The sequence below is a fragment of the Pseudomonas sp. NFX98 genome (assembly GCF_047784845.1).
GTDB lineage: Bacteria > Pseudomonadota > Gammaproteobacteria > Pseudomonadales > Pseudomonadaceae > Aquipseudomonas.
The window spans coordinates 148,600-174,746 of sequence record NZ_JBLNNF010000001.1; the positions used below are offsets into that span (position 1 = coordinate 148,600).

The following is a 26,147-nucleotide window of genomic DNA, read 5'->3' on the forward strand; positions in this document are numbered from 1 at the left end:
CATTAGACAAATGAAGACAAATGCTTTTTAAACTGTAAAGCGTGTCTTTTTATAAATTCAGGAGGAAGAGCATTCCCGATCATTAAAGCGACAGAGTCTTTACCTTTTTCTAAAGAAAATTTATATTTCTTGGGAAAAGTCTGCAGCAATGCAGCCTCTCTGAGAGTAATTGCACGATTCTGTTGCGGATGCAGAAAACGCCCTTTCGACGGACTAATGCAACCACCCGTGATTGTCGGGGACACATCCCCCCAAGACATCCGACCATAAACATCCAGATAACCATTAGGCTTACGAATATGACAAGGCAGCCAATAACTTAATGGCAACTGAGATCTAGATCCGCCATTTTTTGGAATCAGACTAATAAGCTCATCGACTTTCTTAGTGCGAATGGTTGGCAAATCATGCAAATAGTCGCCAGAATCACCTGGAACAGCCAAGTCACCTATGGCGTCCCAAACTGAGACAGTTTTTTTACTCTCGGGTGCATCCTCAATAAACCCAAGCAATGATGCTTTAAGTATCATTCTTTTACGACGCTGCGGAACACCAAAACTTGACGCATCTTTTACTTGCACAGTACTATCATCAATACAGTAGCCGAGCAATTGCAACTGTAATTTCACCTCTTCTATCCTAGCGTCTTTCGCTAGACCCGGCACATTCTCCATCATAACTGTCTTAGGCTTCATAAGCCTTACAAACTTCATATACTCAAATACAAGATCATTTCGCTCATCCACGACTGAACTCGCTTTATTTCGGGTTCGGTGCGATGAAAAACCTTGGCATGGCGGGCAACCCGCCAAGAGATCAAGCTCACCAGGTTTGATACCCAAATCTGACATAACATCTAGGGGACTTAGACCTATTATGTCGCACTCATACAACTTCACACGCGCATGATTCATTCTGTAAGAACTCGCCGCGACAGGATTAAACTCAACTCCCGCGACAACTTTAAATCCTGCTTTCTTCAAACCTACAGTGAGGCCGCCGGCCCCGCAAAATAAATCTATAGCAATCATTTTATTTGACGGCATACGGCCTCAAAAAATTCTCAACTTCCTTTAAATCATGCAAAGCAAGTCAACTGCTCCGCACTCCTTTTTTTCTTTTACGGTATCTGCCTCGGAAGCCAAACAAAACGAACTGATTTTCCTCGGCCAATGCTGGCACATTGTCTAGCACTCAAAATTTTATGTAAATAAAATTATCTTAAAATCGACACCAGCGCATGGTGATATCTGAGCAAGAGCTTGACGGGTAGAAGACAGCTCCTTACCCTCCTTATGCGCCTAAGAAACGCACCACACAGCGGATCGACCGCACCCGACAGTAGCGGCTTTTTTGTGCCTACGGTTTCCCCGTGCGCATCAAAAAACTCTGTTATGCCGGGAGTGGGCGAATACAAGACCCGAAAGGGGAATATGTCCGGCCCTCTGTGTGGGGTTTCTTAGCTCCCGGCACCCAGCCCTAAGAAAGCTGACATCACACAGAGGTAAAGGATATGCCTAAGAATGTCTCCTTCCGTACGAAGGTACTCGGCTTTAACCGCTCTACTCTCTATGCGACGCTTCCATCCCTGGAGGCCTGCTATGTATGAGCCCTACGCTCCCACAGTCTTCATCCGCCACAACCTCCCTCTCCACGCCCTCCTCCTTGAAAACCAACCATGGCTCTGCGCCCGTGATATCGGTCGCTTGATGGGTTTCCATCTAAGTGAGCGCATGGTCAACAAACTGGACAAAGACCAGCACCGCACATTGTCGATTGAGTATTACCGGCAACCAGAAAAGCAGTTGATGCTCACTGAGTCCGGTGTTTATGCGCTGTTGGTGTACCACTACGCTCCGGGAAATCGGTTGCTGCGTGAGTGGATCACTCATCAGGTGGTGCCGGCCTTACGTGATGCTGAGCAGTCAGGCAATTCGGATCGGCCGATGTTGAGTTTGTTGGATTGGCCGGAAATGTCGCTGAGCATGCTGCATTGGCAGGATGAGGGTTGGATTCGGCTGCGGGACATGCCCTACCTGCTGCACGATCAGCCACAGCGACGGGAGACGGTGGGTAAACCTTGGTGGCGGAGAGTTGCGCAGGTATTTCAGTCTTCGAAGCAATCGATGAGTTAGCTGACGCGCTTGTAGGATCGATAGCGAGATCCGTCGCTATTTTTTGTAGGAAATTTCGTAGACATTCGTAATCGCCACTCAGTATCGTCCGAGGGTTTTCAACCCTCGGCGAACTTATGGACATTGAGACAAACAACACCGATTGGAGTGTCACTGAGCTTGAAGCTGCGGTTGATGCTTATCTGAAAATGTTGGAGTTGGAAAAGATCGGGCAAAAATTCAACAAGGCCCATGAGAATCGCGTTCTGCGGAAGGGTGCTTTGGCTGGTCGAACCGAAGGCTCAGTTGAATTCCGGATGCTGAACATTTCAACCGTACTCGAAAGGATGGGTAAAAAACGCATCCACGGATACAAACCGGCGCCGCATGTCGGCTCAAATGTTGAGAACGCCATTCGCGACGTGTTGGCGGATCGAGGAATACTCGCCGGAGACGAATCCTCCCCAACAGCTGATGAAGAAACACTCGAACGACGTGCAGCGGTGCTTCAAAAACAAACATTTAAACGTGTGCCGAAAGGCATTCTGAAACCGAAGAAGGCGCCAAGCTCCAGCACATCCTATGTACGCGATCCCGAGGTGAGGGCCTGGGTTCGCAATGAAGCAGCAGGTCATTGCGAAGGCTGTAGTCAGCCCGCTCCATTCCAGAAGCGTGGTTTGCCTTTTCTAGAAGTGCATCATGTTAAGCCTCTCGCTGAAAAAGGATCGGATCGCACCACCAATGCCGTAGCGTTGTGCCCGAACTGCCATCAGCGTTGCCACCACTCGAATGATAGGGCTGAGTACGCAGAATCGCTGTATTCGAGAATCGAGCGACTGGTTCGCGAATAAACGCTTGAACGGCTCTCCCAGTCCCTCCTTGACCTGACTACCACAACGTTTGCATGCTCTCTTCAGATGCAAAGTGTCGGGAGGGCGATCTGAATGTGTGCTGACAGGGTCACACCAGAGCAACGCTCTAAAATCATGGCGCAGGTAAAAGGCAAAAACACAAAGCCTGAGATGATCGTTCGATCCTTGTGCCATGCAATGGGCCTACGGTTTCGATTGCATCGGCGTGACTTGCCTGGAACACCCGACTTGGTCTTCCCCAAACATCGATTGTGCCTGTTTGTTCACGGCTGTTTTTGGCATCGACATGGCTGCAAATATGCCTCTACCCCAAAAACCCGCCCCGAATACTGGACACAGAAACTCGACACCAACGCCATGCGGGACGAGCGATGCATTAACAAGCTAAAACTGATGGATTGGCGGGTTGATGTGATTTGGGAATGCGAACTTAAAGATCTGGATCGCATCAAAGAGCGCATCCAACTGCTCACCAGTACTAATTGTCGTTCGGCTAAGTCTGGCGAGCTTGCATCAGTGGCCAATCGGACAATCTCTGCGCTGCCGTCCTAAGAAACAAAGACATTTCCTAACGTCATTCAAGAACCATCCTACTGCCACACACTGTCCCGTTCGCTAACGTCGCGCAGCCCTTCTACAGGGTTGCCGATGGACGAACGCACAAGGACAGTCAGTGGCTGGCTACAAAAACATTCCCAAGGTTAAAAACCCACCTTCCGGTGACGGCCATCACGTCACCTATCGCTTTATGACGCCGAGCGAACTGGCTGAGCGCGAAGCTCGCCAAAATGCCTACGAGGCCATGCTCGCCAGGCAAGACGAATACATGCGCAAGCGCCAGGTTGCCGAGGTTGAACAGAAACCGGTTCAAGTCGGATGCGTCTTCGCCAAATCCTGCAAGCTGCCGGATGCGGTCATCAATTACTCCAATCCCTCGGGAATGGTGCCGACCGATAGCCTGAAGGACTACGGCGAGATCGCCTGGCTCGGGGCTCGCGAGGTCGACGACGGCGGTTTGCTGAACCTGCAAACGATCAGTGGGAGCACCGTTGCGCTTGGCATCGGCCAACTGGCGCTACGCGTTCCCTCTCTTGTCGTCCCGGCAATAGGTGCCGCCGGGCCCGCTGTCTCTGCTGCTTTTGGCGGTCTGGTCGCGATTTTCTGGACACCCAGCCTCGGCGACAGCGCCCTCTACACCGAAGACCAACTCCGCGCCCTCAAACAGGCCCGCACCCGCGTTCGCCTCAGCGTTGAACAACAAGCCGACGGCAGCCTCAAGGGTTACGGCTTCTACACCGGCAAGAATCGCGATTGGGAAATGGTCGATGTCGTGCAGATCGCTTTGCGAGACAGCCAATACGTCGCCGACCTCGGCGACGGCATCGAACTGATCTGGACTCCAGCCGAAGATGGCTCCGACATCCGAGGCATCCCCGCGCTGGAAGCGGCGCCACAAGCCCCACATATCTGGGTTTATCCGCCGACGAAACAGGCGGACGGCATCATCGTCAACCCGATTTATCCGCCTGAGTACAAGGATTTCATTCTTGTGTTTCCGGTGGGGTCGGGGGTTAGGCCGGTTTATATTGTGGTGAGTGTTTCTCATAAATACCACTCAAAACCGAGCGTACTACCCGCATTCCCAAGTGCAAAATGGGCACCACCCAAAACACGTATGAAGGGTGGCGGTTTACGCCCTCGCTGAAAGGATGGCTCCGGTACGATATATGAATGGGACTTCCAGCATGGAGCATTGGAGAAATACAACAAGCGAGGTAAACACTTGGGTGAGTTTGACCATAACTCAGGGGCTCAGACCAAACCAGCAGATCCGACACGGAGAATAGAACCTTGAAGCACACAGTAATGGGCGTACGCGATGGGGATGATTTCGCGTCATATGAAAAAATACTCCCAATTCTCAGTGGTGAGCTAGCTGCATTAATGGACTGGAAAACTGAAGAGGATTACGTGTACGACTACAAGCTGACAAAAAAACAAATCAACGAAATCGAGAGAATTTGCGCAATATCTCTCCCTCACAACCTGACTCTGTTTTTGACCTGTAGTGATAATTGAAACTCAACTTTAAATTACAAGGCGAACTCTCCAAGCCGCGCCCTCAAACAGGCCCGCACTCGCGTGCGCCTGCATATCGAACAGCAGGCCGATGGCAGCCTAAAGGGTTACGGTTTCTACACCGGCAAGAACCGCGATTGGGAAATGGTCGATGTCGTGCAGATCGGTTTGCGCGACAGCCAATACGTCGCAGACCTGGGAGAAGGCATCGAACTGATTTGGACCCCGGCTGAAGACGGCTCCGACATTCTCGGCATACCCAAACTGGAATCCGCCCCGCAAGCGCCGCACATCTGGGTTTACCCGCCGACGAAACAGGCTGACAGCATCATCGTGAATCCGGTTTATCCGCCTGAGTACAAGGATTTCATTCTTGTGTTTCCGGTGGGGTCGGGGGTGAGGTCGGTTTATATCGTTGTCAGTCAAATGGGGGATCATTCGTATTATGACCACCCGAAAACACTACCCGCTTTCCCCGATGCAGTCCGAGCAAAGTCAAAGTCATCTGTTCAAGGAGGAGGAAGAAAACGCGCCCGCTGGGTTGACCATAAGGGACGAATTTATGAATGGGACTGTAAAAGCAATGCCGTGGAAAAATACGACAAACTGGGGATTCACCTTGGTGAATACAACCACATTACCGGCGAGCAAACAAAACCAGCGAAACCGGGTAGGAAAACCTCAAGAAATTAAGGAATAAAGCATGCGCTACCTATTAATCACCGGGTTTTATCCGGACGATAAGAAGGACGATTCTTTACAATTTGAGCTCGACATTGATGGCAGTGAACTCAATGAAAAAGTCGCTCAACTCATTGAATCAAAGCCACTCGCTGAAATGGAACCAGGAGAGTTACTTTTGAACGAGTCTCAAGTGATGGCACTGTCCGAAATTTTAGGCGTCAGATTTCCTGAGGGCTTGGAGTACTTCATAGGAACTTGTGCCAAGCAATGAAACGGGGTGAGCTATGGGATTGAAAATAAGCCTTGAATGGTACGACAAGGAAACCGAGTTAGGCGAAGGAGAGGAGCTGTCGCAAGATTTTGGCGATGACGCATCTGTGATCGAGGCGCTTGGTATGCCAATCGAAAACAATATAAACAACGGTGGATTTGACGTTGGTCCGCACTGGGTCAATACGCTTCAACCCCATTTCCTCCATGTCATTCGCTTGTCTAACTATGACTACCAAGTGGCGTTTATCTATCGGGACAAATGGTAATTCAGGATGATTGCCGGGCCGCACATCCGATGGTTTTTTGGGGCTGCTGCGCAGCCCAGCGGGAGCAAGCTCCCTCGCCACAGTGTTGGTACTCGACATGGATACTGTGTCGTTTGATGGGAATCGCGAGCAGGCTCGCTCCTACAGGTTTGGTGGGTTACCGGAAATTTGCGGTGTGTTGAAGACAGTGAGTGCAACTCGACTCGCCTCCCGCTATTAATACCCTTCCCCTCACGGACCCGAGCCCGTCATGAAATTCGATTTCGCCTACTGCCTCAGCCTCGACGACAAGTTGTCGATCTATGACGTGCGCGATCTCAATTTCGACGAAACCATGGCGTTCGATTCCGCGAAAGAGCATTTCCAGTGCCCCAACGATGCCTGTCGTTTGGCGTTCGACGCAGTGAATGAGTTGGGCACGTTCAACGCCAAGAATGTGAATTACGTACGCACGCCGCACTTCAAGAACCTGCCGAGTACGCGGCATGTCGAGGGTTGTCCTTATGTCAGCCTGAAGACGCCGGCATCAGGTGTGGAGGCAGAAGGTGCGGAAACGGATGACAGCCGTGAGGAGCATTTCCCGTCAGAGCTGTTCCTGATTCGGCGTGAGTATGTGCGTAAGCCGTCCAGCCCGGCGGTGGGCGCAGACGTTCAGCGGGATGAGCCATTAATGCCTTCGGTGATCAGCAGTGTCGAGCAGCCAAGTCGCGATTCGGCACCCGACAAAACCAGCATCTTCGCCCATCCCGTGGAGTGCTTCGTGTCGAATTTCGACGACAAGGATTTGCTCAAGCGTATGCCGTTGAAGATCGGCGAGCACACTGCGCCTTATGGATCCTTCTTCAAAAAAATCGAGTACCTGCAGGACAACAAGGGGCTGATTTACTGGGGCAAGATCAAAGAGATCAAGGATTACACCCAGAGCTTTCGCATCGATTTCGAGAAGAAGGTCTGGTTCGAAAAGAAGCCGTATTCGGTCAATGTTTACCTGAGCAAGAAGCTGATCGACACCTACCGCAAGCGCAAGGCGTTCCTGGAGGAGATCAAGCATGCCATCGACAGTGGACGTGAGTTGTATTGCTTCTTTTATGGCGTGACGCCGGAGTTCAAGCAGGTGCCGAGCAAGAAAAATCCCGAGCACACGTTCGGGGTGTTCAGCGCCAACATCGAGAATCTGGATCACTTTATCGTGCGGGAGGCGCCGGGCTTGGTGGATAAATAAGCTCGATGCCGTTCGTCTGGCCAAAAACACAAATCAAAAATTGCATTTGATCCCGGCTCAAAACAACTGTACAAAAACACAGTATATTTTGAATCAACACTCTCGAGCCGGAGAACACCATGGCCTCTCAAGCGATGAAAATCACCCTGGAACGTATCGCCCTTTTCCAATTCACCCCGGCCCACTGCGCCCAGGCCCGAGCGATGCTGGGGTGGAGTGTGGAAGAGTTGTCGCGTGAGGCTTCGGTTTCTGTTGACGCCATTGAGCGGTTCGAAGCGCAGCAGGATGTGCTGGATGTCACTCGGTTGGCGTTGGCGTATCGGTTTGAATCGGAAGGGTTGGTGTTTTTCCCGGGGTTTGCGCCGGGTAGAGGGATGAACTTGAGAGGGTCTACGCCGAATCCGGTTGGGCGGGCGGATTTTGCGATGGTTGAGTGAGAGCTTTGCTCGGGCCGCTTAACAGTAAGCAGCCCGTTTAAAGTGCGTCACGCGCTCTGCACAGTCACTCGCTCACTCTCCCCTTCCACCGCCAACCACCACGCTTCCCCACGCTGTGGATGCATCAGGTTGAACGCTTCACCCATCTGCGGCGTGGTAATCGAAACGCTGCGTTCCCAGGCCAACGCCAGGATGCGGTCGAAGGGTTCGTACCAGGCGTGGGTCGACAGGTCGAAGGTGCCGTTGTGAATGGGTAGTAGCCAGCGGCCCTTGAGGTCGATGTGGGCTTGCAGGGTTTCTTCGGGTTGCATGTGCACGTGCGGCCAGTCGACGTTGTATGCGCCGGTTTCCATCAGGGTCAGGTCGAACGGGCCGTACTGTTCGCCGATACGTTTGAAGCCGTCGAAGTAGCCGCTGTCACCGCTGAAGAAGATGCGGGTGGCGTCGTCGATCATCACCCACGATGCCCACAAAGTGCTGTTGCCGTCGAACAGGCCGCGGCCGGAGAAGTGTTGCGACGGGGTGGCGATGAACTGGATGCCATCGACTTCAGTGCCTTGCCACCAGTCCAGTTGACGGACTTTGCTGGCGTCGATGCCCCACTTGATCAAGGTGTCGCCGACACCCAGCGGAGTCAGGAAAACATTGGTCTTGTCGGCCAGTTTGAGCACGGCCTCGTAATCGAGGTGGTCGTAGTGGTTGTGGGAAAGGATGACCGCTTCAATCGGTGGCAACTCGTCGATGCTGATCGGCGGTTGGTGGAATCGCTTCGGGCCGGCCCATTGCACGGGTGAGGCGCGTTCGGCGAAGACCGGGTCGGTGATCCAGAATTTGTCCCGCAGTTTGAGCAACAGCGTGGAATGGCCAAGACGATAAACGCTGTGGTTCGGCGCGGCCATCAACGCCGCTTGGGTCAGCGACTGTACCGGGACGGGTGCTGTCGGGCGGGTGTCGCGCGGTTTGTGGAACATCGCGTTCCACAAGATGCGCAGGGTTTTGCCAACGCTTAAACGCTGTATCGGCGTGTGGTTTTGGAACTGCCCTTGTGACTGCAGCGAGGCTTCAGGCGTGGACGCGCTACTCGCAGGGGAAACTGAATTGGCCATATCTGAATGACTCCAGAAAAACCGCACGTTGACGATTTTCCGCTTGGGACGATAAATGGCCAAGGCACGCACGCATCAGCCGAACACTCTATTTTTGACTGGACAGGATTAACAAAACATTACACTGCACAGTGTAGTTTCAAGGTTGCATCAAAGCCGATCACAAGTAAACTGCTGAGTGTAATTTCCTTTTTTTCCTGCCAAAGCGTATTTATGACAGCTCCACAGCGCCTCACCGACCGTAAACGCGAAGCCATCATTCAGGCGGCGATTGCCGAGTTCCGTGCCAACGGTTTCGAGATCACCAGCATGGACAAGATCGCCGCCACCGCTGGTGTGTCGAAACGCACGGTGTACAACCACTTTCCTAGCAAGGAAGAGCTATTCGCCGAGATCCTCAATCAGTTGTGGGACCGGGTTACGGCAAAACAGGAGACGCCCTACAGCCCTGACCTGCCGCTGCGTGAACAGATGAAGCGAATTCTGTCAGCCAAGCTGGACATGATGGGCGATGACAATTTTCTCGATCTGGCGCGGGTGGCCATCGCCGCCGCCATCCATTCTCCCGAACGTGCGCAGAGCATGGTTGCCCGTATGGGCGAGCGTGAAGAAGGCCTGACCGTGTGGATTCGCGCCGCCCAGGCCGATGGTCGTTTGAAAGCGGTTGCTCCTGAATTTGCCGCACAACAGATTCAGGGTTTGCTCAAATCCTTCGCCTTTTGGCCGCAGATTTCCATGGGCCAGCCAGGCTTGACGGCCGAAATGCAGGACACCGTGGTGGAGTCGGCGCTGGATATGTTTTTGGCCAGTTATCAGTTGCAATAAATGACAAGGTCGACGGCGGCGACCAACGACTGATAACGCTGACTTCAACGATGCAATGTGTTTCAGAATGAAACTTGCGCTGAGGCTATAGTGATCCTCAGTCCAGCGCCTTGCAGAGAGCATCATGACTACCACGAGCAACGAAACCGCCGCCCCTGTCGATCACTTGCGCTTCCATCGCCATCACGCCCATCTGGCGCCGACATTTGGCAATGACAAGTTTGCTCTGCGCGCCGAAGCGTTTGCGCGATTCTTCGGTACACCTACCTTTCTCGGCGCACAAACGCTGATCGTGGTCGCCTGGGTATGCCTCAACCTGACCGGTTTCGCCCACTTCGATGCGTACCCGTTCATCCTGCTCAACCTGGCTTTCAGCCTGCAATCGGCGTATGCCGCGCCGTTGATTTTGTTGGCCCAGACCCGACAAGCCGCTCGGGACAAAGCCCAGTCCGACGCCGATGCACAGCATCGCGAAGCGTTGGCCGTAGCCAACAGCGAACGTCAGGCGCAAGCGGCGCAAAACTCCGCGCAACTGCTGGCCTTGCTCGAGCAAAACACCCACCTCACGGAAATGACCAAGGCCCTCACCGAACGCATCGAAAACCTGACCACGGAAATGCATCAGCACTTCTTGCGCAAGGATGAGCCAAAGGCCTGAACGGTTTCACGGTAGTTTCAGCGATGACAAGAATTCAACAAGCGTAGAGATCACTCATGGAAAATCGCGTTATTCGCATCGCCCTGATCGGTGATTACGACCCGCAGGTCACCGCCCACCAAGCGATCCCCGTTGCCCTACGCCTGGCTGCCGAACATTGCGACCTCGATGTAAAGGGGCAATGGCTTGCCACCGATAGCATCGAAACTGAAACGTCTCTGAATGAGTTCGACGGTTTCTGGTGCGTGCCCGCCAGCCCTTATCGCAGCATGGACGGCGCGTTGCGGGCGATTCGTTTTGCCCGCGAACAACAGCGACCTTTCCTCGGCACCTGCGGCGGTTTTCAACACGCGGTGCTGGAATATGCGCGCAACGTACTCGGTTGGTCGGACGCCGAACATGGTGAGACCTCACCGGATGCAACCCGGGCACTGCTCACACCGCTGACGTGTTCACTGGTGGAGGCGGTCGACAGCATTCATTTGCTTGAGGGTTCGTTGATCGCCCAGGCGTATGAAACGTCTGAGATTCGTGAAGGCTATCGCTGTCGCTACGGTGTGAATCCCGAGTTTGAACAAGCGTTGCTGAAGCACGCACTTCACGCCGTCGGTCATGATGCTGAGCAAGGCTTGCGTGCGGTTGAACTCAGCGGTCATCCGTTCTTCGTGGCCACGTTGTTCCAACCGGAACGCGCGGCGCTCAAGGGCACCCTGCCGCCGCTGGTGCGGGCGCTGATCGAGGCTTGCGTGGAGCAGCGGATTTATCGGTTTAGTTGGTAGTTGATGTTGTGGTCTTCAGGCCGTCATCGCGAGCAAGCTCGCTCCCACAGGGGACCGATGATGAACACAAATACTGTGTATGACGCAGGTCAACTGTGGGAGCGAGCTTGCTCGCGATGAGGTCGAACTTGTCAACACAAAACCATCACCCCCGCACCAAACTCCGCACCGCCGAAATCTCCGGCACCTCTCGCCGATCCATGTACACCCGTAGCGGTTCGGTGATGTTGATCCGGTCATCGATGTTCTGATCCACCAGCAACTGAATCAACTCACGCTTGAGCGTCATGGATCCCGAGGGGCCAGGCGCCCAGACAAATTCGCTGGTGGGGATGATGCCGTCGTCGGCCACGTCCATGCCGAAGGCGTCTTCGCTGAAGCGCACGATGTAGTGGCCGGTCTTGCGGTTGAGGCCGACAAAGCCTTTGAGTTGATCGGCAGCCTGGCAGATGAGCTCGGAAGTGATGCGCATGGTAAACCTCACAGTGGTGATCGTTGGTTTGCACGCAGGCTAGCGATTGGCGTTCCCTCTTCCGGGGATTACCGAGGGCAAGCGTACTGCAAACAAGTGCACAAAAGCGCTGACGAAAATCAGCTTTACGCACGTTTATGTCGGTCTCGCGATAGCGCTGGCAACGCTCAGTTGTTAAAAGGGACGTCTGTGAAAATCATCGCGAAAGGATTTCGAACATGCCTGCAACCTTCACCAAAAGCACCCTGCTGCTGAGTCTGCTGCTCGGCCTCGGCCAGGCAAACGCCGCCAGCGAGCCCAGCCCCACGGCATTGTCCACGCGCCAGGGCATTCCGCACCCGGCAGTGATCGCCCACCGTGGCGCGTCTTTCGATGCGCCGGAATCGACAACCGCCGCGTACAAACTGGCCCGCGACCTGGGTGCCGATTACCTGGAGCTGGACCTGCAACGCAGCAAGGATGGCGTGCTGTTCGCCCTGCACGACAACAACCTGCAACGCACCACCGACGTCGCCAGCAAATTCCCCGAGCGCAAGGACAGCCCGGCCAACGCGTTCACCATGGCCGAGCTGAAAACCCTGGATGCCGGCAGTTGGTTCAACACCGCGTACCCGGATCGCGCGCGCCCCTCCTACGCGGGCCTCAAAATTCTGACCCTCGATGAAATCATCGATATCGCCCAAGGCAATCCGCTGCACAAGCCCGGCCTGTACATCGAAACCAAGGAGCCGAAGCAGTTTCCCGGCATCGAACGCGATCTCAAGGACAAACTTCAGGACCGTGGCTGGCTGAGCCCCGCAGGTTCGAAACTGGCGAAAAGCGAGCTGGCAGTCGGTCAGGGCAAAGGCAAGGTGATCCTGCAAACCTTCGACAAAAGCAGCCTCGAACTGCTGGAAAAGGAAATGCCACAGGTGCCGAAGATCCTTCTGCTATGGGTGGGCGAAGGCAACATCGAGCCGAAATCCAAAGTGACGTTTGCCGAATCCGGCGAGAAGGATAAAGCCGCTTACTACGCCAAGCAGCAGCCGAAAGACAAAGCTGAATTCCAGCGTTGGGTCGACTACGCCAAGGCTCAGGGCGCGATCGGCACCGGCCCTTCCGCTGCGCTGACCAAGGGCGGCGATCAGAGTTACTCGGACCTGGTGCAACCGTGGATGAACCAGTACACCCACGATCAGGGTTTGCTGGTGCACGTCTATACCATCGACGATGCGGTGGATTATCAGAAGGTCATGGATGCGGGCGTCGACGGCGTCTTCACTAACCGCGCCAGCGAACTGCTGAAGTTCTATAAACGTCCGGCGGCGGCGAGTGTTGATCAGGTGTTGAAGAATAATGGGTATTGATTGGGGACCGAGGCGCGTCCATCGCGGGCAAGCCTTGCTCCTACAAAATTGCGTCGCTCCTGTAGGAGCCGAGCTTGCTCGCGATGACGCCGGATCAGGCAAAGGGAATTTTAAGGGTGGATTAAGTTACAGAAGCTAACCTGATCTCACTTAAACAGCTCACACAAGGAATGAACTCATGAAGACTCTGACTGCCCTGTTCACCGCTGCTGCCCTGACCCTCACCGCTGGTTTGGCCCAGGCTGATGTTCCTGTCGACCAGATCCCGCAATTGGTCAAGGATGGCAAGATCAAGCCGCTGGAAGAGCTGAACCAAATCGTGATGAAGCTGCATCCGGGCGCCACGATTACCGACAGCGACCTGGACAACCACTTCAACGGTTACGAGTACGAAGTCGAGTTGCGAGACGCACAGAATGTTGAATGGGACGTGGACTTGAACGCCGCCACCGGCGAAGTCCTGAAGAACAAAAAAGACGACTAAGCACACAGCAAAAAGCCGCACGATTGACCAATCGTGCGGCTTTTTTGCGTCTGGTTGATTCATCAGGCCGAGGTGCTGACCTGCGCCCTCTGGCGAGCGATTGATTGCGCCACATAAGCGTCACAAAAACGTAATCCTACCTTGCGATCATGCGGCTCACGTGAACCTGTAAAACCCGCGACAGGCGCCTCTCTTTGCGAGCTCTCATGAATCACAGCATCGATCAAAGCCATCGCGATCCGGATCTGTTCGGCCTGCTTTACGGTTTCAGTTTTCGCCCCGGCGAGCGCGGTCAGGAAATCGATTCGGCCAGGGCTTTGCGCTGCTTGCAGCAACCGGAAGATGACGAGCAGTTTCTCTGGCTGCACCTGAACCTCGCCCACGCTGCGTGCGAGCGCTGGATGAAAAGTCATCTGGAATTGCCCGACGAATTTTTTGAAGCCCTGCACGAAGGCTCGCGGTCGACGCGCATCGAGCATGTCGATTCGGCGTTGCTGGCGGTGGTCAACGATGTGGTGTTCAACCTCAGCAGCATGGTTTCGTCGGATGTCTCGACGCTGTGGGTGTGCGCGCGCAGTCGGTTGATCATCAGCGCGCGCCTGCAACCGCTGCACTCGGTGGACAAGTTGCGTTCGTCGGTGAAGGCCGGCGAATGCTTTCGTTCGCCGCTGGAATTGCTGGTGCATTTGCTGCGCGATCAGGGCGAAGTGCTGACGCAGATTGTGCGCAAGACCAGCCTCAGCGTGGATCAGATCGAAGATGAATTGCTCTCTTCGCGCCTGTCGACCAACCGCGCCGAGTTGGGCGCCAATCGTCGAGTTCTGGTGCGCCTGCAACGCTTGCTCGCGCTGGAGCCGGGTTCGTTGCTACGACTGCTCAATCGCCCGCCGCCGTGGTTGCAAAAGGAAGACGTCAAGGAGCTGCGCAAATCCACCGAGGAGTTCGCGCTGATCATCAATGACCTGACCGCGCTCGGTGAACGGATCAAGCTGTTGCAGGAAGAAATCGCCGCCAACCTCAACGAACAGAGCAACCGCACGTTGTTCACCCTGACCGTGGTGACGGTGCTGGCATTGCCGATCAACATCATTGCCGGTTTCTTCGGCATGAACGTGGGCGGCGTGCCGCTTTCCCAGGACCCGGAAGGGTTCTGGATTCTGGTGGCGCTGGTCGCGACGTTTACGGTGATTGCCGGGCGCTGGGCGTTTCGTAAGCGGCAGGATTATTAAGATCAAAAGATCGCAGCCTTCGGCAGCTCCTACATTTGAAATGCGAGTTCCTGCAGGAGCACCGAAGGCTGCGATCTTTTGATGTTGCATTTACGGATCAATGGCTCAACAAAAACCCAAACCCCTGACCTAGGGCAGTCTCTCTGTAACATTTAGCAATGATCATGAACGACACTCCTTCCCTCCTCAGGAATGTCTGGTATGGCTACCCCCACTTTCACCGCTGCTCCGGCGCCCGCCGGTAGTAGCGCCAAGCCGCAATTCGATAAAAAACCCGGCCTGATTACCGTCGTGGTGTTCGTTGCCGTGCTGGCCATCGGGTTGCTGTTTACCGCGTACAGCCTGATGCACGACATGAACGAACTCGGCACGGTAGTGACGACGTGGACGCCGTTTCTGCTGCTGGGTGTGGCGCTGTTGATCGCCCTGGGCTTTGAGTTCGTCAACGGTTTCCACGACACCGCCAACGCCGTGGCCACGGTGATTTACACCCACTCGCTGCCGCCGAATTTCGCGGTGGTCTGGTCCGGGTTCTTCAACTTCCTTGGCGTGCTGCTGTCCAGCGGCGCGGTGGCGTTCGGCATCATCGCGCTGCTGCCGGTGGAGCTGATCCTGCAAGTCGGTTCATCCGCCGGTTTCGCGATGATCTTCGCCCTGCTGATCGCCGCGATCCTGTGGAACCTTGGCACTTGGTGGCTGGGGCTGCCGGCATCTTCGTCGCACACATTGATCGGTTCGATCATCGGTGTTGGCGTAGCCAACGCATTGATGCACGGGCGCGACGGCACCAGCGGTGTGGACTGGGCGCAGGCCACCAAGATTGGTTACGCACTGCTGCTTTCGCCGCTGGTGGGTTTCGGCTGTGCCGCGCTGTTGCTGCTTGCCCTGCGCGCGTTCGTGAAGAACCGTGCGCTGTACAAGGAACCGAAAGGCAACACTCCGCCGCCGTGGTGGATTCGCGGTCTGTTGATCCTTACCTGCACCGGCGTGTCGTTTGCCCACGGTTCCAACGACGGGCAAAAAGGCATGGGCCTGATCATGTTGATCCTGGTCGGCACGTTGCCGATGGCGTATGCGCTGAACCGCACCATGCCAGCGGATCAGGCGTTGCAGTTCGCCGCCGTGGCCGAAGTCACCCAGCAAGCGCTGGTCAAAGCCGCACCGCAACCGGCCCCGGCCGATCCACGTCCGATCCTGTCCGAGTACGTACGCAGCAAGGAAGCGACGCCGCAATTGGTGCCGGCACTGGCCGCGCTGACCGGCAGTATCGGTGCCGAGGTAAAAGGTTATGGATCGCTGTCGAAAGTCCCGGCCGAAGCTGTGGGCAACGTGCGTAACGACATGTACCTGACCAGCGAAACCATTCGCCTGATGGACAAGAACAAAGTCGGCAATTTCGACGCCGACACCAGCAGCAAGCTGCAACTGTTCAAGCAGCAGATCGACAACTCCACGCGATTCATTCCGCTGTGGGTGAAGATCGCGGTGGCGATTGCGTTGGGGCTGGGCACCATGGTCGGCTGGAAGCGCATCGTGGTGACGGTCGGCGAGAAGATCGGCAAGACTCATCTGACTTACGCCCAAGGCGCCTCGGCGGAAACCGTGGCCATGCTGACGATTGGTGCTGCGGATATGTTCGGGTTGCCGGTGTCGACCACGCATGTGCTGTCATCTGGCGTGGCCGGGACCATGGTCGCCAATGGCGGCGGCTTGCAGATGAAGACTATCCGCAATCTGCTGATGGCCTGGGTGCTGACCTTGCCGGCGGCGATTTTGTTGTCGGGGAGTTTGTATTGGTTGTTTACCCAACTCTTCTGACGCTACACGGACTCTGTAGGAGCAAGGCTTGCCCGCGATTGAGGCGGCGCGGTTTAACAGAAGCACCGCGTCATCGTTCATCGCGGGCAAGCCTTGCTCCTACAGGTTGTTAGCCGATCGAATGACTTCCCCCAACCAATCCATGAACGCCCTCACCCGCAACGGCAAATGCCGTTGCCGGGCATAAAGCAGCGACACTTCCATGGACGGCGCGTTGAACTGCGGCAACACCTCCAGCAGTTCGCCGCTGATCAAATGTCTGTGCATACCCATCCGCGGCGCCTGGATCAGGCCGAAACCACCCAGGCACGCCGACTCATAGGCGTCGGTGCTGTTGACCGTGATGCTGCCGGCCATCGGCAGCCGCTGCACCTTGCCGTCGACCTCATACACAAACCCTTCCGAGCGCGCGCCCAATACGCCGACGTAATGCACCAACCGATGCTGCGCCAGATCCGCCAACTGCTGCGGCACGCCATATCGCTGCACATAGCCGGCGCTGACACAGTTGACCATGGCGAAATCGCACAGATACCGCGCGACCACCGATTGATCCGGCTGCGCACCCACCCGCACCACGCAATCAAAGCCTTCACTGAGCAAGTCCACGCGGCGATCAGTGCTGCTGATTTCCAGCTCCAACAGCGGATGACGCAGCATGAATTCCGGCAGGCGCGGCATCACCACGCGGCGGGCCAGGATGTTCGGCATGTCGACGCGAATTCGCCCCACCAACATGGCTTCGTCCTGACGAAACAGGCCTTCGATTTCGTCCATGTGCGACAGCAAATCCTTGCTGCGTTCGTACACCACCAGGCCGTCCTGAGTCGCTTGAACCTTGCGCGTGGTGCGCTGCAACAGACGCGTGCCGAGCAACGCCTCCAGCGCCTGCACATGCTCGGACACCGTGGATCGTGGCAGACCCAGGCTCTCCCCCGCCAAGGTAAAGCTCGACATCTCGCTGACGCGGACGAAGGTGCGCAGCAATTCCAGTTTGTTCATGGGTCTGACCTTTATTGTTCGGATTCACCGACCAGTGATTCCGATTTCTGCATGTTTATCACCCTGTAGCGGATAAATAAACTTCCTCCCATCCACTGCCCACTGCACTTGAGGAAGCCCCATGAACCGTAAAATCGCACTGATCACCGGCGCCAGCCGCGGCCTCGGCAAGAACACTGCGCTGCACTTGGCCGCCCAAGGCGTCGACATCATCGGCACCTACAACAGCCGCGCCGATGAAGCGCAGGCACTGGTCGCCGAAATTGAAAGCCTCGGCGGTCGCGCCACCCTGCTGCAACTCGATGTTGGGCAGAGTGAGCAGTTCGCCGCGTTTGCCATCAAGGTCGACCAAGTGCTGCGCACAAATTTCGACCAAGAGCGCTTCGATTTTCTGGTGAACAACGCGGGGATCGGCCTGCACGCGAACTTCGTCGATACCACGGTCGAGCAGTTCGACTTGATGGTGAACATCCACTTCAAAGGTCCGTTTTTCCTCACCCAAACACTGCTGCCACTGCTCAATGACGGCGGACGCATCATCAACATTTCCAGTGGTCTGGCTCGGTTCAGCCTGCCGGGCTACGGCACCTACGCCGCGATGAAAGGCGCAATGGAAGTGCTGACGCGCTATCAGGCCAGGGAACTGGGCGCGCGGCAGATTTCGGTCAACACCCTGGCACCGGGTGCGATCGAGACCGACTTCAGTGGCGGCGCGGTGCGTGACAACGCTGAGGTGAACAAGATGGTGGCGGGCAATACCGCGCTGGGCCGCGCCGGTGTGCCGGATGACATCGGCGCCGCGATTGCGCTGCTGCTGGCGCCGGGCAGCCAGTGGATCAACGGGCAGCGGATCGAGGCGTCGGGTGGGATGTTTTTGTAGGACCTAAAGATCAAAAGATCGCAGCCTGCGGCAGCTCCTACAAAAAACGGGTACACCCGGTCCAATGTAGGAGCTGCCGCAGGCTGCGATCCTTTGTTGTTTTACTGCGCACAGGTCTGGCGCATCAGCACTCGCTCGCGCACCACGTCATACACCCAGTGATAAATGTAGGTGTACGGCAGGAAAAACAGCAGCACACCGATATCCAGCAGGAATGCCTGCCACAGGCTGACGTTCAGCCACCAGGCAATCAACGGCACGCCGAGGGCGACCAGTCCACCTTCGAACAACAGCGCGTGCACCACGCGGACCCAGGCGTTGTGTGCAATGGCCAAGCGTTTGAGCACCCGGTCGAACAACCCGTTGAAGACTACGTTCCAGGCCAGCGCCAGTACGGCAATGACCATGGTGACGACGCCCATTTCCAGCATCGGTTTGTCCATGATCCAGGCCAGCAACGGCGTACAGATCAGAATGGCCAGCAATTCGAAACCAATGGCCTGGAAAATACGTTCAGTGATGGATTTGTTGGCGCTCATGGCCTGACTCCCTGAGTGACTGTGGTTGCCATGATCTGTCATCACGTCGATACTTCATAACCAATAACCATCGATCAAGGCGATAGTTCATGGCCTCTCAAGAAGTGCTGCTGGCGTTTGTCGAAGCCGCCACCCAAGGCTCGTTTTCCGCTGCGGCGCGCAAGTTGGGCCGCAGCCAGTCGACCATCAGCGCGGCAGTGGCCAGTCTGGAAATCGACCTGAACCTGACGCTGTTCGACCGCAGCAGCCGCAAACCCGGCCTGACCCCAGCCGGGCATGTGGTATTGCAAAGAGCCGAAGAAATTCTGGCGGCCACCAGCCGTCTGGAAATGACCGCCAGCCAACTCTCGCAAGGGGTGGAGGCGAAGCTCACCGTGGCACTTTCGGACACCTATCAATCCGACCGTTTCGAAGCGTCACTCAGTGCGTTCGAACAGCGTTACCCGGACCTGGAACTCGAATGCCTGATCGCCGAATGCGACGATCTGGTGGCTTTGGTGCAAAGCGGTCGGGCGCAGATCGCCTTTGCTGAAATGCAGGACAGCAATCCGCCGGACCTGGTCAATTCGACGGTGGACGAACGCACGGAAATCGCGCTGTTCGTGTCGCCCGAACATCCCTTGGCCACGTTGAAACACATCGATCAGGACGTGCTGCAACAACACCGTGAATTGCGCCTGGCAACCATCGTCAATCCGTATGAGAGCCGGGCGAAGGGTCGCGTCTGGTCGGCGCCGAGTTATTTGATGCTGCTGGAAATGGCCCAGGGTGGTTTTGGCTGGGCGCCGTTGCCGCGCTGGCTGGTGGCGCGTTTTGGTCCGGGCACCTTGCAGGAGCTGCAAGTGCGCGGCTGGCCGAAAACGGTGTCGGTGGATGCGCTGTGGTCGAGGCGGAATCCGCCGGGGCCGGCGGGGAGTTGGTTGTTGGGGAAGATGCTGGAATAGTGGTGAAGCTACTGGCCTCATCGCGGGCAAGCCCGCTCCCACAGTGGTCGGTGGTGCACCCAATGTTTGTGACCTACACAATTCCCTGTGGGAGCGGGCTTGCCCGCGATGAGGCCAGTAAAGTTCACATCACTCCAACTCTTTTAGTCGCCCCTCAATAAACCGCCGCTCCGGCTCTTGCTGCGTCAACTCCAGCGCCCGCTCATACGCCGCCCGCGCCTGCTCCACCCGCCCCAACTGCCGACAAAACTCCGCCCGCGCCGAATGCGCCAAGTGGTAATCCAACAGATCACCGCGCTGCAAAATTGCCTCGACCAAGATCAACCCCGCCAACGGTCCGTCCCGTTTGGAAATCGCCGCCGCGCGGTTCAACTCGATCACCGGCGAAGGCACTGCCCGCAGCAGCACGTCATACAACCCGACGATCTGTTCCCAATCAGTTTCCTCCACCGACGGCGCTTCAGCATGCACCGCGGCAATCGCCGCTTGCAGGCAATACGGGCCGAAGCGACGGCTGCTCAGCGCCCGCTCCACCAGCATGCAACCTTCGGCAATCATCTCGCGGTCCCACAGCGTTCGGTCCTGCTCATCGAGCAAAATCAACTCACCGTTGGCGGAGGTTCGGGCCACGCGTCGCGACTCGTGCAACAGCATCATTGCCAGCAAGCCCATGACTTCCGGTTCCGGCAACAACTCCATCAATAATCGACCGAGGCGAATTGCTTCGCGGGTCAGATCCTCGCGGGTCACTTGCGCACCGATGGACGCCGAATAACCCTCGTTGAACACCAGGTAAATCACTCGCAAAACGCTGTCGAGGCGTTCGGGCAATTCCGCCAACGACGGCACTTGATAGGGGATTTTTGCGTCGCGGATTTTCGCCTTGGCACGCACGATGCGCTGGGCGATGGTGGCCGGTGCAGAGAGAAAAGCCCGGGCGATTTCTTCCGTGGTCAGGTCGCAGACTTCGCGCAACGTCAGCGGCACTTGAGCGTCCGCCGCCAATGCCGGGTGACAACAGGTGAAGATCAGGCGCAAGCGGTCGTCTTCCACGTCTTCGTCACTCCAGTCGGCTTGCTCCAGCGCCTCCAGTTGCGCGATCAACAGCGGTCGCGAAGCGGCGAAACGGGCGCGTCGGCGCAACACGTCGATGGCTTTAAAACGCCCGGTGGACACCAGCCAGGTACGCGGATTATCCGGCACGCCGTCCTGTTGCCAACGCTCGACCGCGACGAAGAACGCCTCGTGCAAGGCTTCTTCGGCGAGGTCAAAATCGCCGAGCAGGCGGATCAAGGTCGCGAGGATTCGCCGCGAATCCTCGCGATAAACCTGCTCGACCCGCGCCTTGACCGCAGCTGCCACCATCACTCAGGGATTCAACTGGCGCACGGGGCGCACTTCAACGCTGCCCACCCGGGCCGCCGGAATGTTTCCGGCGACTTGAATGGCTTCGTTGAGGTCCTTGGCATCAATCAGGTAAAACCCGGCCAACTGCTCCTTGGTTTCGGCGAACGGGCCGTCGGTGATCGACATTTTGCCGTTGCGCATGCGCACGGTGGTCGCAGTCTGCACCGACTCCAGCGCCTCGGCGGCGACCATGCGGCCACTGTCCTGGATCGACTCCGCATAAGCCATGCACTCAGAGTCGTGAGGGCTCTCCGGCAGCGAATGCAGCAGGTGCTCATCGCTGTAGACCAGGCATAAGTACTTCATCACGCTCTCCTTAACGAACGGTTCAACTATGGCCGCGAATCGGCACTTTGGCGCTGCTTTCGCTAAAAAATCTCAGGGCTTGAGATCGAACAGCGTCGCGCCGGTCTGCATGTCGAACGGTGCCGACCAGTGTTCGTGGACGATCTGCCACAACCCCGCTTCCTGCCGATAGCACTGCGAGACACGCATCCAGCAGGCCTGGGTTTCGCCCTTGTCGTTGGTGCCGCCGCAATGCGCCAGCCAATGCGCGAAAGCGATTTCCTGGGACGGTTCAATGGTGATTTCGTTGAATTCGAAAATGTGCGGGCCGGGGCACATTTGCATGCATTCCTGCCAATGGGCGCGGTAGGCAGGCTTGCCTTTGAATTGCAAAGCCTTGACCGCGTCGAAGGAGACGATGTCATCGGCATACAGCGCCATGACTTTCTCAATGTCCTTGGCCATGACGGCCTGGCGATAGTTCTCGATCAGGTTCTGGATCTGGGTTTGCGAGTTCATGATGGTTCTCCGTGGTTTTTATTGGAAGACACCCTTAGTCGTCTGGCGATCCGGCGAATCGACAGGTGAAATAAAAATAATCCAAACGGCCAGAATCGCTAGAATCGATGGCTCTATTGATGATGGAAAAAGGACACTCCAGTGACAGCCCGACTCGTGCCTTACGAAAGCCTGAATGCGCTGCAACGCCAGCAGGTCGAGGCCATTGAAGTACATCCGGACCAGATCAAGTTCTCTGGCGACATTCACGGTGCCTTGCACAGCTTGTTGTCCAAGCCAGGCCCGGGGGTCAAAGGATTTGCCCTGTTGGTCGAGGACATTCCCGTGGCCTTCCTGCTGCTCAAACGCCCGCCGGCACTGCCTGCATGGGCCGATGAACACAGCGCGACGCTGCATGCACTGCAGGTCGATCAACGGTCTCAGGGTAGAGGTTATGGCAAGGCTTGCCTGCAAGCGCTGCCCGAGGCTGCGCGTTTGGCGTGGCCGGAGATTCGCGGGCTGGAGTTGTCGGTGGATGCGGACAATGAATCGGCGATTGGTCTTTATGCCAAGTATGGGTTTGTCGACAGTGGCGAGGCGTACAGGGGGCGGATCGGGTATGAGCGGCGGATGGGGTTGCGGTTCTGATCCCTGCCACAACGCCCGATCCCTTGTAGGAGCTGCCGCAGGCTGCGATCTTTTGATTTTGCTTTTTAAAAAACAGGATCAAAAGATCGCAGCCTGCGGCAGCTCCTACAGAGAATATCTTTTACAGCTTCAGCACCATCTCATGCCACGCCATCCCGCCATGGTCGGACGCCGATGGCTTGACGTAGGCGAAGCCCAACCCGGCATACAACGGCACATGCCGTTCTTTGCACATTAAATTGATGCTGGCCTTGTCCATGGCGCGCATGCGCTCGATGAACTCGCCCATCAAGCGCTTCGCCAGCCCTTGCCCCTGATAGTCCGGATGCACCACCACCGACATGATCACCACGTGCGGCCCATCCGGGTCGTGGCCGATCAGTTCCTTGAACGCTTCGTCCGACATCTCCACCTGAAACGCCGCACCGGAATTGATGAAGCCGGCTACGACGCCGTCCACGTCGGCGACAATGAAACCCTCGGGCCAGGTGGCGATGCGGGTGGCGATTTTCTCGCGGGTCGCGGCTTCGTCGCCTTCGTAGGCAACGGTTTCGATGGCGTAGCAGCGGTCCAGGTCAGCAGGCGTGACATTGCGGATGACGGTGTTCATGGCAGCTCGGAATCAGCGGGGGAAAGGCTGGGGATCATAAATCAGTGGCTGCGCGACATCGAGAGACGAATCGGCAGATCCGCCTCTCGATGCTTTGATCACGCCTTGATCGGCAGCCAGATTTCCAGTTTGCCGGTGTTGAGCTTCGGGTTGAAGTCTTCGCTGTAGCGTTCGAATTCCGGGGCGTCAGCCGTTTGATGACCGGACTGCGGCAGCCACGTGCCATGAATGTACTGGAAGGTTTGCGGCAGCGATTCCAGCGGCCCTTTGTGTTCAAACACCACGTATTGCTGGGGCTGAACTTCTACCCAGCGGTACGTTTCCGGCAAATCGTCGAGCTTGCTGATCTCGACCCCGGCGATGTAATCGAAGCCGCCCTTGCCGTCGAAATTGCAGCAGACGCCGTAGGTCACTTCGCCTTTTTGCCCTGGCACTTTGCCGATGTGGGGAATGAATTTTTCCCAGAGTTCGGGAATGCCTTTTACGGTTTGCTGGGTAAATGTTCCGCCAAGCCCTGCAATCAGCAGGAAGTGTCCGTGCTCGATGCGTGGCTCGGACACTTCGACGCGTGTTTGCTCATCCATGACTCGACTCCTGCGCTTAAAAGTGGGTTCGGCTGGGAGTATAGAGGCCAAACCCGATTCGCCCAGTTACAGGGCGTGCAACTGCTCGACGGCGCCTGCGCCGACAAACTCGTTATAACCCGATAGGATCACGTAGACCGCGAAATAGCAGAAGATCGCTGTCGATGCCATGTAGGAGTAGCGCAGCAGTTTGTCACCGAGCAACTTGCCACCGTGGCTCGCCGCGAAGCAGAGTCCCGCGGACCACAACAGCCCGGCACAGAGGAAACCACCGAGGAACAGCGCCGAACTCAGTGCACCGCCGCCACCGGAGCGGGCGATCAGCGTGCCGCCCACTGCGGCGAACCAAAGAATCGCACTGGGCGACGACATGGCGAGAAAAATCCCACGGAAGAATTCCTTGCGATGGGAGTTGTGGCCAACTTCGGCGGTCTCGGCCAGCAGTGCTTCATGGTGGATCGCCGAATAAATCATCTTCGCCGCGAAATACACCAGCAGCGCCGAACCGCCAATCCACAGGACCCAGCGCACGGTTTCGTATTGCAGCAAAACCGTCATGCCGGCCAGCGCCAGCACGGCGTAGATCAGGTCGCCGACGCAGGTGCCGAGCCCCAGCGCAAAGCCTTGAAAATAGCCGCGTTGCATCGCCAGGGTGATCATCGCGATGTTCGCCACGCCGATGTCCAGGCACAGCGAAAGGCTCAGCAAAAAGCCACTGGTAAATTCCATCGAACCCTTTCCTTCGGACAAATTTGTTTACTTTGAGGCTGGACAGTCTGCCACAGCTGACCGTACATTCCGCCACAGGTCACCGCAGTGACCAGCGTCGCTCGGACGGTTCCGGGCGCTTACGTTATCCGAGGCAACAATGGCCGAACAAGGTTCGCCGCGCCGCTTTGCGCGCATAGATCGACTCCCCCCTTACGTTTTCAACATCACTGCCGAGCTGAAGATGGCCGCCCGTCGTCGTGGCGAAGACATCATCGACTTGAGCATGGGCAACCCCGACGGCGCCACGCCGCCGCACATCGTCGAAAAACTCGTGCAGGTCGCCCAGCGCGAAGACACCCACGGTTACTCGACTTCCAAAGGCATTCCGCGCCTGCGCCGGGCGATTTCCAACTGGTACAAGGAACGCTACGAGGTCGATATCGACCCGGAAAGCGAAGCCATTGTCACCATCGGTTCCAAGGAAGGCCTGGCGCACTTGATGCTGGCCACCCTCGACCAGGGCGACACGGTGCTGGTGCCGAACCCGAGCTACCCGATTCACATCTACGGTGCCGTGATTGCCGGCGCCCAGGTGCGATCGGTGCCGCTGGTGCCGGGCGTGGATTTCTTCGCCGAACTGGAACGGGCCATTCGCGGCTCGATCCCGAAACCGAAAATGATGATCCTCGGCTTCCCGTCCAACCCTACCGCGCAGTGCGTGGAGCTGGATTTCTTCGAACGGGTGATCGCCCTCGCCAAGCAGTACGACGTGCTGGTGATCCATGACCTCGCTTACGCCGATATCGTCTACGACGGCTGGAAAGCCCCGTCGATCATGCAGGTGCCGGGGGCCAAGGACATTGCGGTGGAGTTCTTCACCCTGTCCAAGAGCTACAACATGGCCGGCTGGCGCATCGGCTTCATGGTCGGCAACCCGGAACTGGTCAACGCCCTGGCGCGGATCAAGAGCTACCACGACTACGGCACTTTCACCCCGCTGCAAGTGGCAGCGATTGCTGCGCTGGAAGGCGATCAGCAATGCGTACGCGACATCGCCGAGCAGTACCGGCAACGGCGTAACGTGCTGGTCAAAGGCCTGCATGAACTGGGCTGGATGGTGGAAAACCCGAAAGCGTCGATGTATGTCTGGGCCAAGATTCCCGAGGCTTATGCGCATTTGGGTTCGCTGGAATTCGCCAAGAAACTGCTGGCCGAGGCCAAGGTCTGCGTCTCGCCGGGTGTTGGATTTGGTGAGTACGGCGATGATCACGTGCGCTTCGCGCTGATCGAAAACCAGGACCGGATTCGTCAGGCCGTACGCGGGATTCGCGGGATGTTTCGGGCGGATGGGTTAGTCACTAAATAACACGATCCC

General features: G+C 56.6%; 29 protein-coding genes and 2 pseudogenes. 20 read left to right on the plus strand and 11 right to left on the minus strand.

Annotated features, from left to right (window positions below; translation table 11 throughout):
* Nucleotides 1–2: 2 nt before the first annotated feature.
* Complete coding sequence (locus tag ACM110_RS00600; RefSeq protein WP_416126147.1) at nucleotides 3–1,046, minus strand: DNA cytosine methyltransferase; 1,044 nt, start codon at nucleotides 1,044–1,046, stop codon at nucleotides 3–5.
* A 555-nt stretch (nucleotides 1,047–1,601) separates the two neighbouring features.
* Between ACM110_RS00600 and ACM110_RS00605 the strand changes: the two genes are divergently transcribed.
* From ACM110_RS00605 to ACM110_RS00645, 9 genes and pseudogenes are all read left to right on the plus strand, one after another.
* A complete protein-coding gene (locus tag ACM110_RS00605) occupies nucleotides 1,602–2,135 on the plus strand; it encodes a Bro-N domain-containing protein (RefSeq protein WP_416126148.1) in 534 nt (177 codons plus the stop codon).
* 116 nt (nucleotides 2,136–2,251) lie between these two features.
* Complete coding sequence (locus ACM110_RS00610) at nucleotides 2,252–2,965, plus strand: HNH endonuclease (protein ID WP_416126149.1); 714 nt, start codon at nucleotides 2,252–2,254, stop codon at nucleotides 2,963–2,965.
* A gap of 93 nt (nucleotides 2,966–3,058) precedes the next feature.
* A complete protein-coding gene (locus tag ACM110_RS00615) occupies nucleotides 3,059–3,538 on the plus strand; it encodes a very short patch repair endonuclease (protein WP_416126150.1) in 480 nt (159 codons plus the stop codon).
* Between the two features lie 121 nt (nucleotides 3,539–3,659).
* Nucleotides 3,660–4,841 (plus strand): annotated as a pseudogene (locus tag ACM110_RS00620) (colicin E3/pyocin S6 family cytotoxin).
* A 260-nt stretch (nucleotides 4,842–5,101) separates the two neighbouring features.
* Nucleotides 5,102–5,758: pseudogene (locus tag ACM110_RS00625) on the plus strand (colicin E3/pyocin S6 family cytotoxin); the annotation flags it as partial.
* Nucleotides 5,759–5,768: 10 nt separating this feature from the next.
* The gene (locus ACM110_RS00630) at nucleotides 5,769–6,020 is read left to right on the plus strand and encodes a pyocin S6 family toxin immunity protein (protein ID WP_416126151.1); all 252 of its coding nucleotides are present in this window, start codon (nucleotides 5,769–5,771) and stop codon (nucleotides 6,018–6,020) included.
* Nucleotides 6,021–6,033: 13 nt separating this feature from the next.
* Complete coding sequence (locus ACM110_RS00635) at nucleotides 6,034–6,288, plus strand: colicin E3-like toxin immunity protein (protein ID WP_416126152.1); 255 nt, start codon at nucleotides 6,034–6,036, stop codon at nucleotides 6,286–6,288.
* A 250-nt stretch (nucleotides 6,289–6,538) separates the two neighbouring features.
* The gene (locus ACM110_RS00640) at nucleotides 6,539–7,510 is read left to right on the plus strand and encodes a hypothetical protein (protein ID WP_416126153.1); all 972 of its coding nucleotides are present in this window, start codon (nucleotides 6,539–6,541) and stop codon (nucleotides 7,508–7,510) included.
* A 119-nt stretch (nucleotides 7,511–7,629) separates the two neighbouring features.
* Nucleotides 7,630–7,947 carry an XRE family transcriptional regulator gene (locus ACM110_RS00645; RefSeq protein ID WP_416126154.1) on the plus strand — a complete coding sequence of 106 codons (318 nt, stop codon included), beginning with the start codon at nucleotides 7,630–7,632 and terminating at the stop codon, nucleotides 7,945–7,947.
* Between the two features lie 47 nt (nucleotides 7,948–7,994).
* Here ACM110_RS00645 and ACM110_RS00650 read toward each other — a convergent pair whose 3' ends face one another.
* The gene (locus tag ACM110_RS00650; protein WP_416126155.1) at nucleotides 7,995–9,053 is read right to left on the minus strand and encodes an MBL fold metallo-hydrolase; all 1,059 of its coding nucleotides are present in this window, start codon (nucleotides 9,051–9,053) and stop codon (nucleotides 7,995–7,997) included.
* A gap of 213 nt (nucleotides 9,054–9,266) precedes the next feature.
* Between ACM110_RS00650 and ACM110_RS00655 the strand changes: the two genes are divergently transcribed.
* From ACM110_RS00655 to ACM110_RS00665, 3 genes are all read left to right on the plus strand, one after another.
* Nucleotides 9,267–9,878, plus strand: a complete 612-nt coding sequence (locus ACM110_RS00655; RefSeq protein ID WP_416126156.1) for a TetR/AcrR family transcriptional regulator — start codon at nucleotides 9,267–9,269, stop codon at nucleotides 9,876–9,878.
* 124 nt (nucleotides 9,879–10,002) lie between these two features.
* A complete protein-coding gene (locus tag ACM110_RS00660; protein ID WP_416126157.1) occupies nucleotides 10,003–10,536 on the plus strand; it encodes a DUF1003 domain-containing protein in 534 nt (177 codons plus the stop codon).
* A gap of 56 nt (nucleotides 10,537–10,592) precedes the next feature.
* Nucleotides 10,593–11,315, plus strand: coding sequence for a CTP synthase (locus tag ACM110_RS00665; RefSeq protein ID WP_416126158.1), 723 nt, complete (start codon nucleotides 10,593–10,595; stop codon nucleotides 11,313–11,315).
* Between the two features lie 145 nt (nucleotides 11,316–11,460).
* On the opposite strand, the gene ACM110_RS00670 is transcribed toward ACM110_RS00665, so the two are convergent.
* Nucleotides 11,461–11,787, minus strand: coding sequence for a DUF2025 family protein (locus ACM110_RS00670; RefSeq protein ID WP_416126159.1), 327 nt, complete (start codon nucleotides 11,785–11,787; stop codon nucleotides 11,461–11,463).
* Between the two features lie 218 nt (nucleotides 11,788–12,005).
* Between ACM110_RS00670 and ACM110_RS00675 the strand changes: the two genes are divergently transcribed.
* From ACM110_RS00675 to ACM110_RS00690, 4 genes are all read left to right on the plus strand, one after another.
* Entirely contained in the window at nucleotides 12,006–13,133 is a 1,128-nt protein-coding gene (locus ACM110_RS00675; RefSeq protein WP_416126160.1) for a glycerophosphodiester phosphodiesterase, read from the plus strand.
* 178 nt (nucleotides 13,134–13,311) lie between these two features.
* A complete protein-coding gene (locus tag ACM110_RS00680) occupies nucleotides 13,312–13,617 on the plus strand; it encodes a PepSY domain-containing protein (RefSeq protein ID WP_416126161.1) in 306 nt (101 codons plus the stop codon).
* 206 nt (nucleotides 13,618–13,823) lie between these two features.
* Nucleotides 13,824–14,846, plus strand: coding sequence for a transporter (locus ACM110_RS00685; RefSeq protein WP_416126162.1), 1,023 nt, complete (start codon nucleotides 13,824–13,826; stop codon nucleotides 14,844–14,846).
* Nucleotides 14,847–15,047: 201 nt separating this feature from the next.
* Entirely contained in the window at nucleotides 15,048–16,664 is a 1,617-nt protein-coding gene (locus ACM110_RS00690; RefSeq protein ID WP_416126163.1) for an inorganic phosphate transporter, read from the plus strand.
* A gap of 99 nt (nucleotides 16,665–16,763) precedes the next feature.
* Here the strand turns inward: ACM110_RS00690 and ACM110_RS00695 are convergent, their stop codons facing one another.
* On the minus strand, nucleotides 16,764–17,666 hold the full coding sequence (locus ACM110_RS00695) for a LysR family transcriptional regulator (protein WP_416126164.1): 903 nt from the start codon (nucleotides 17,664–17,666) through the stop codon (nucleotides 16,764–16,766).
* Nucleotides 17,667–17,787: 121 nt separating this feature from the next.
* Between ACM110_RS00695 and ACM110_RS00700 the strand changes: the two genes are divergently transcribed.
* Nucleotides 17,788–18,546 carry an SDR family NAD(P)-dependent oxidoreductase gene (locus ACM110_RS00700; RefSeq protein WP_416126165.1) on the plus strand — a complete coding sequence of 253 codons (759 nt, stop codon included), beginning with the start codon at nucleotides 17,788–17,790 and terminating at the stop codon, nucleotides 18,544–18,546.
* Between the two features lie 101 nt (nucleotides 18,547–18,647).
* Here ACM110_RS00700 and ACM110_RS00705 read toward each other — a convergent pair whose 3' ends face one another.
* Nucleotides 18,648–19,085 (minus strand): multidrug/biocide efflux PACE transporter, encoded by a 438-nt coding sequence (locus ACM110_RS00705; protein WP_416126166.1) that lies wholly within the window; start codon nucleotides 19,083–19,085, stop codon nucleotides 18,648–18,650.
* Nucleotides 19,086–19,174: 89 nt separating this feature from the next.
* On the opposite strand from ACM110_RS00705, the gene ACM110_RS00710 reads away from it, so the two are divergent.
* Nucleotides 19,175–20,029 (plus strand): LysR family transcriptional regulator, encoded by an 855-nt coding sequence (locus ACM110_RS00710; protein WP_416126167.1) that lies wholly within the window; start codon nucleotides 19,175–19,177, stop codon nucleotides 20,027–20,029.
* A 129-nt stretch (nucleotides 20,030–20,158) separates the two neighbouring features.
* Here the strand turns inward: ACM110_RS00710 and ACM110_RS00715 are convergent, their stop codons facing one another.
* The 3 genes from ACM110_RS00715 to ACM110_RS00725 form a co-directional block, all read right to left on the minus strand.
* On the minus strand, nucleotides 20,159–21,394 hold the full coding sequence (locus ACM110_RS00715; RefSeq protein ID WP_416126401.1) for an RNA polymerase sigma factor: 1,236 nt from the start codon (nucleotides 21,392–21,394) through the stop codon (nucleotides 20,159–20,161).
* 3 nt (nucleotides 21,395–21,397) lie between these two features.
* A complete protein-coding gene (locus tag ACM110_RS00720; protein ID WP_416126168.1) occupies nucleotides 21,398–21,742 on the minus strand; it encodes a YciI family protein in 345 nt (114 codons plus the stop codon).
* Between the two features lie 72 nt (nucleotides 21,743–21,814).
* Nucleotides 21,815–22,240 (minus strand): YybH family protein, encoded by a 426-nt coding sequence (locus ACM110_RS00725; RefSeq protein ID WP_338582555.1) that lies wholly within the window; start codon nucleotides 22,238–22,240, stop codon nucleotides 21,815–21,817.
* A gap of 141 nt (nucleotides 22,241–22,381) precedes the next feature.
* Here ACM110_RS00725 and ACM110_RS00730 point away from each other — a divergent pair, with 141 nt between their 5' ends.
* Entirely contained in the window at nucleotides 22,382–22,867 is a 486-nt protein-coding gene (locus tag ACM110_RS00730; RefSeq protein ID WP_416126169.1) for a GNAT family N-acetyltransferase, read from the plus strand.
* Between the two features lie 121 nt (nucleotides 22,868–22,988).
* Here ACM110_RS00730 and ACM110_RS00735 read toward each other — a convergent pair whose 3' ends face one another.
* The 3 genes from ACM110_RS00735 to ACM110_RS00745 all read right to left on the minus strand — a co-directional run bounded on the left by ACM110_RS00735 (nucleotide 22,989) and on the right by ACM110_RS00745 (nucleotide 24,790).
* Nucleotides 22,989–23,477 (minus strand): GNAT family N-acetyltransferase, encoded by a 489-nt coding sequence (locus ACM110_RS00735; RefSeq protein ID WP_416126170.1) that lies wholly within the window; start codon nucleotides 23,475–23,477, stop codon nucleotides 22,989–22,991.
* Between the two features lie 98 nt (nucleotides 23,478–23,575).
* A complete protein-coding gene (locus tag ACM110_RS00740; protein ID WP_416126171.1) occupies nucleotides 23,576–24,061 on the minus strand; it encodes a GyrI-like domain-containing protein in 486 nt (161 codons plus the stop codon).
* Nucleotides 24,062–24,127: 66 nt separating this feature from the next.
* Nucleotides 24,128–24,790, minus strand: a complete 663-nt coding sequence (locus tag ACM110_RS00745) for a LysE family translocator (protein ID WP_416126172.1) — start codon at nucleotides 24,788–24,790, stop codon at nucleotides 24,128–24,130.
* 139 nt (nucleotides 24,791–24,929) lie between these two features.
* On the opposite strand from ACM110_RS00745, the gene alaC reads away from it, so the two are divergent.
* On the plus strand, nucleotides 24,930–26,138 hold the full coding sequence (gene alaC, locus ACM110_RS00750; RefSeq protein ID WP_416126173.1) for an alanine transaminase: 1,209 nt from the start codon (nucleotides 24,930–24,932) through the stop codon (nucleotides 26,136–26,138).
* The last annotated feature ends 9 nt before the right edge of the window (nucleotides 26,139–26,147 follow it).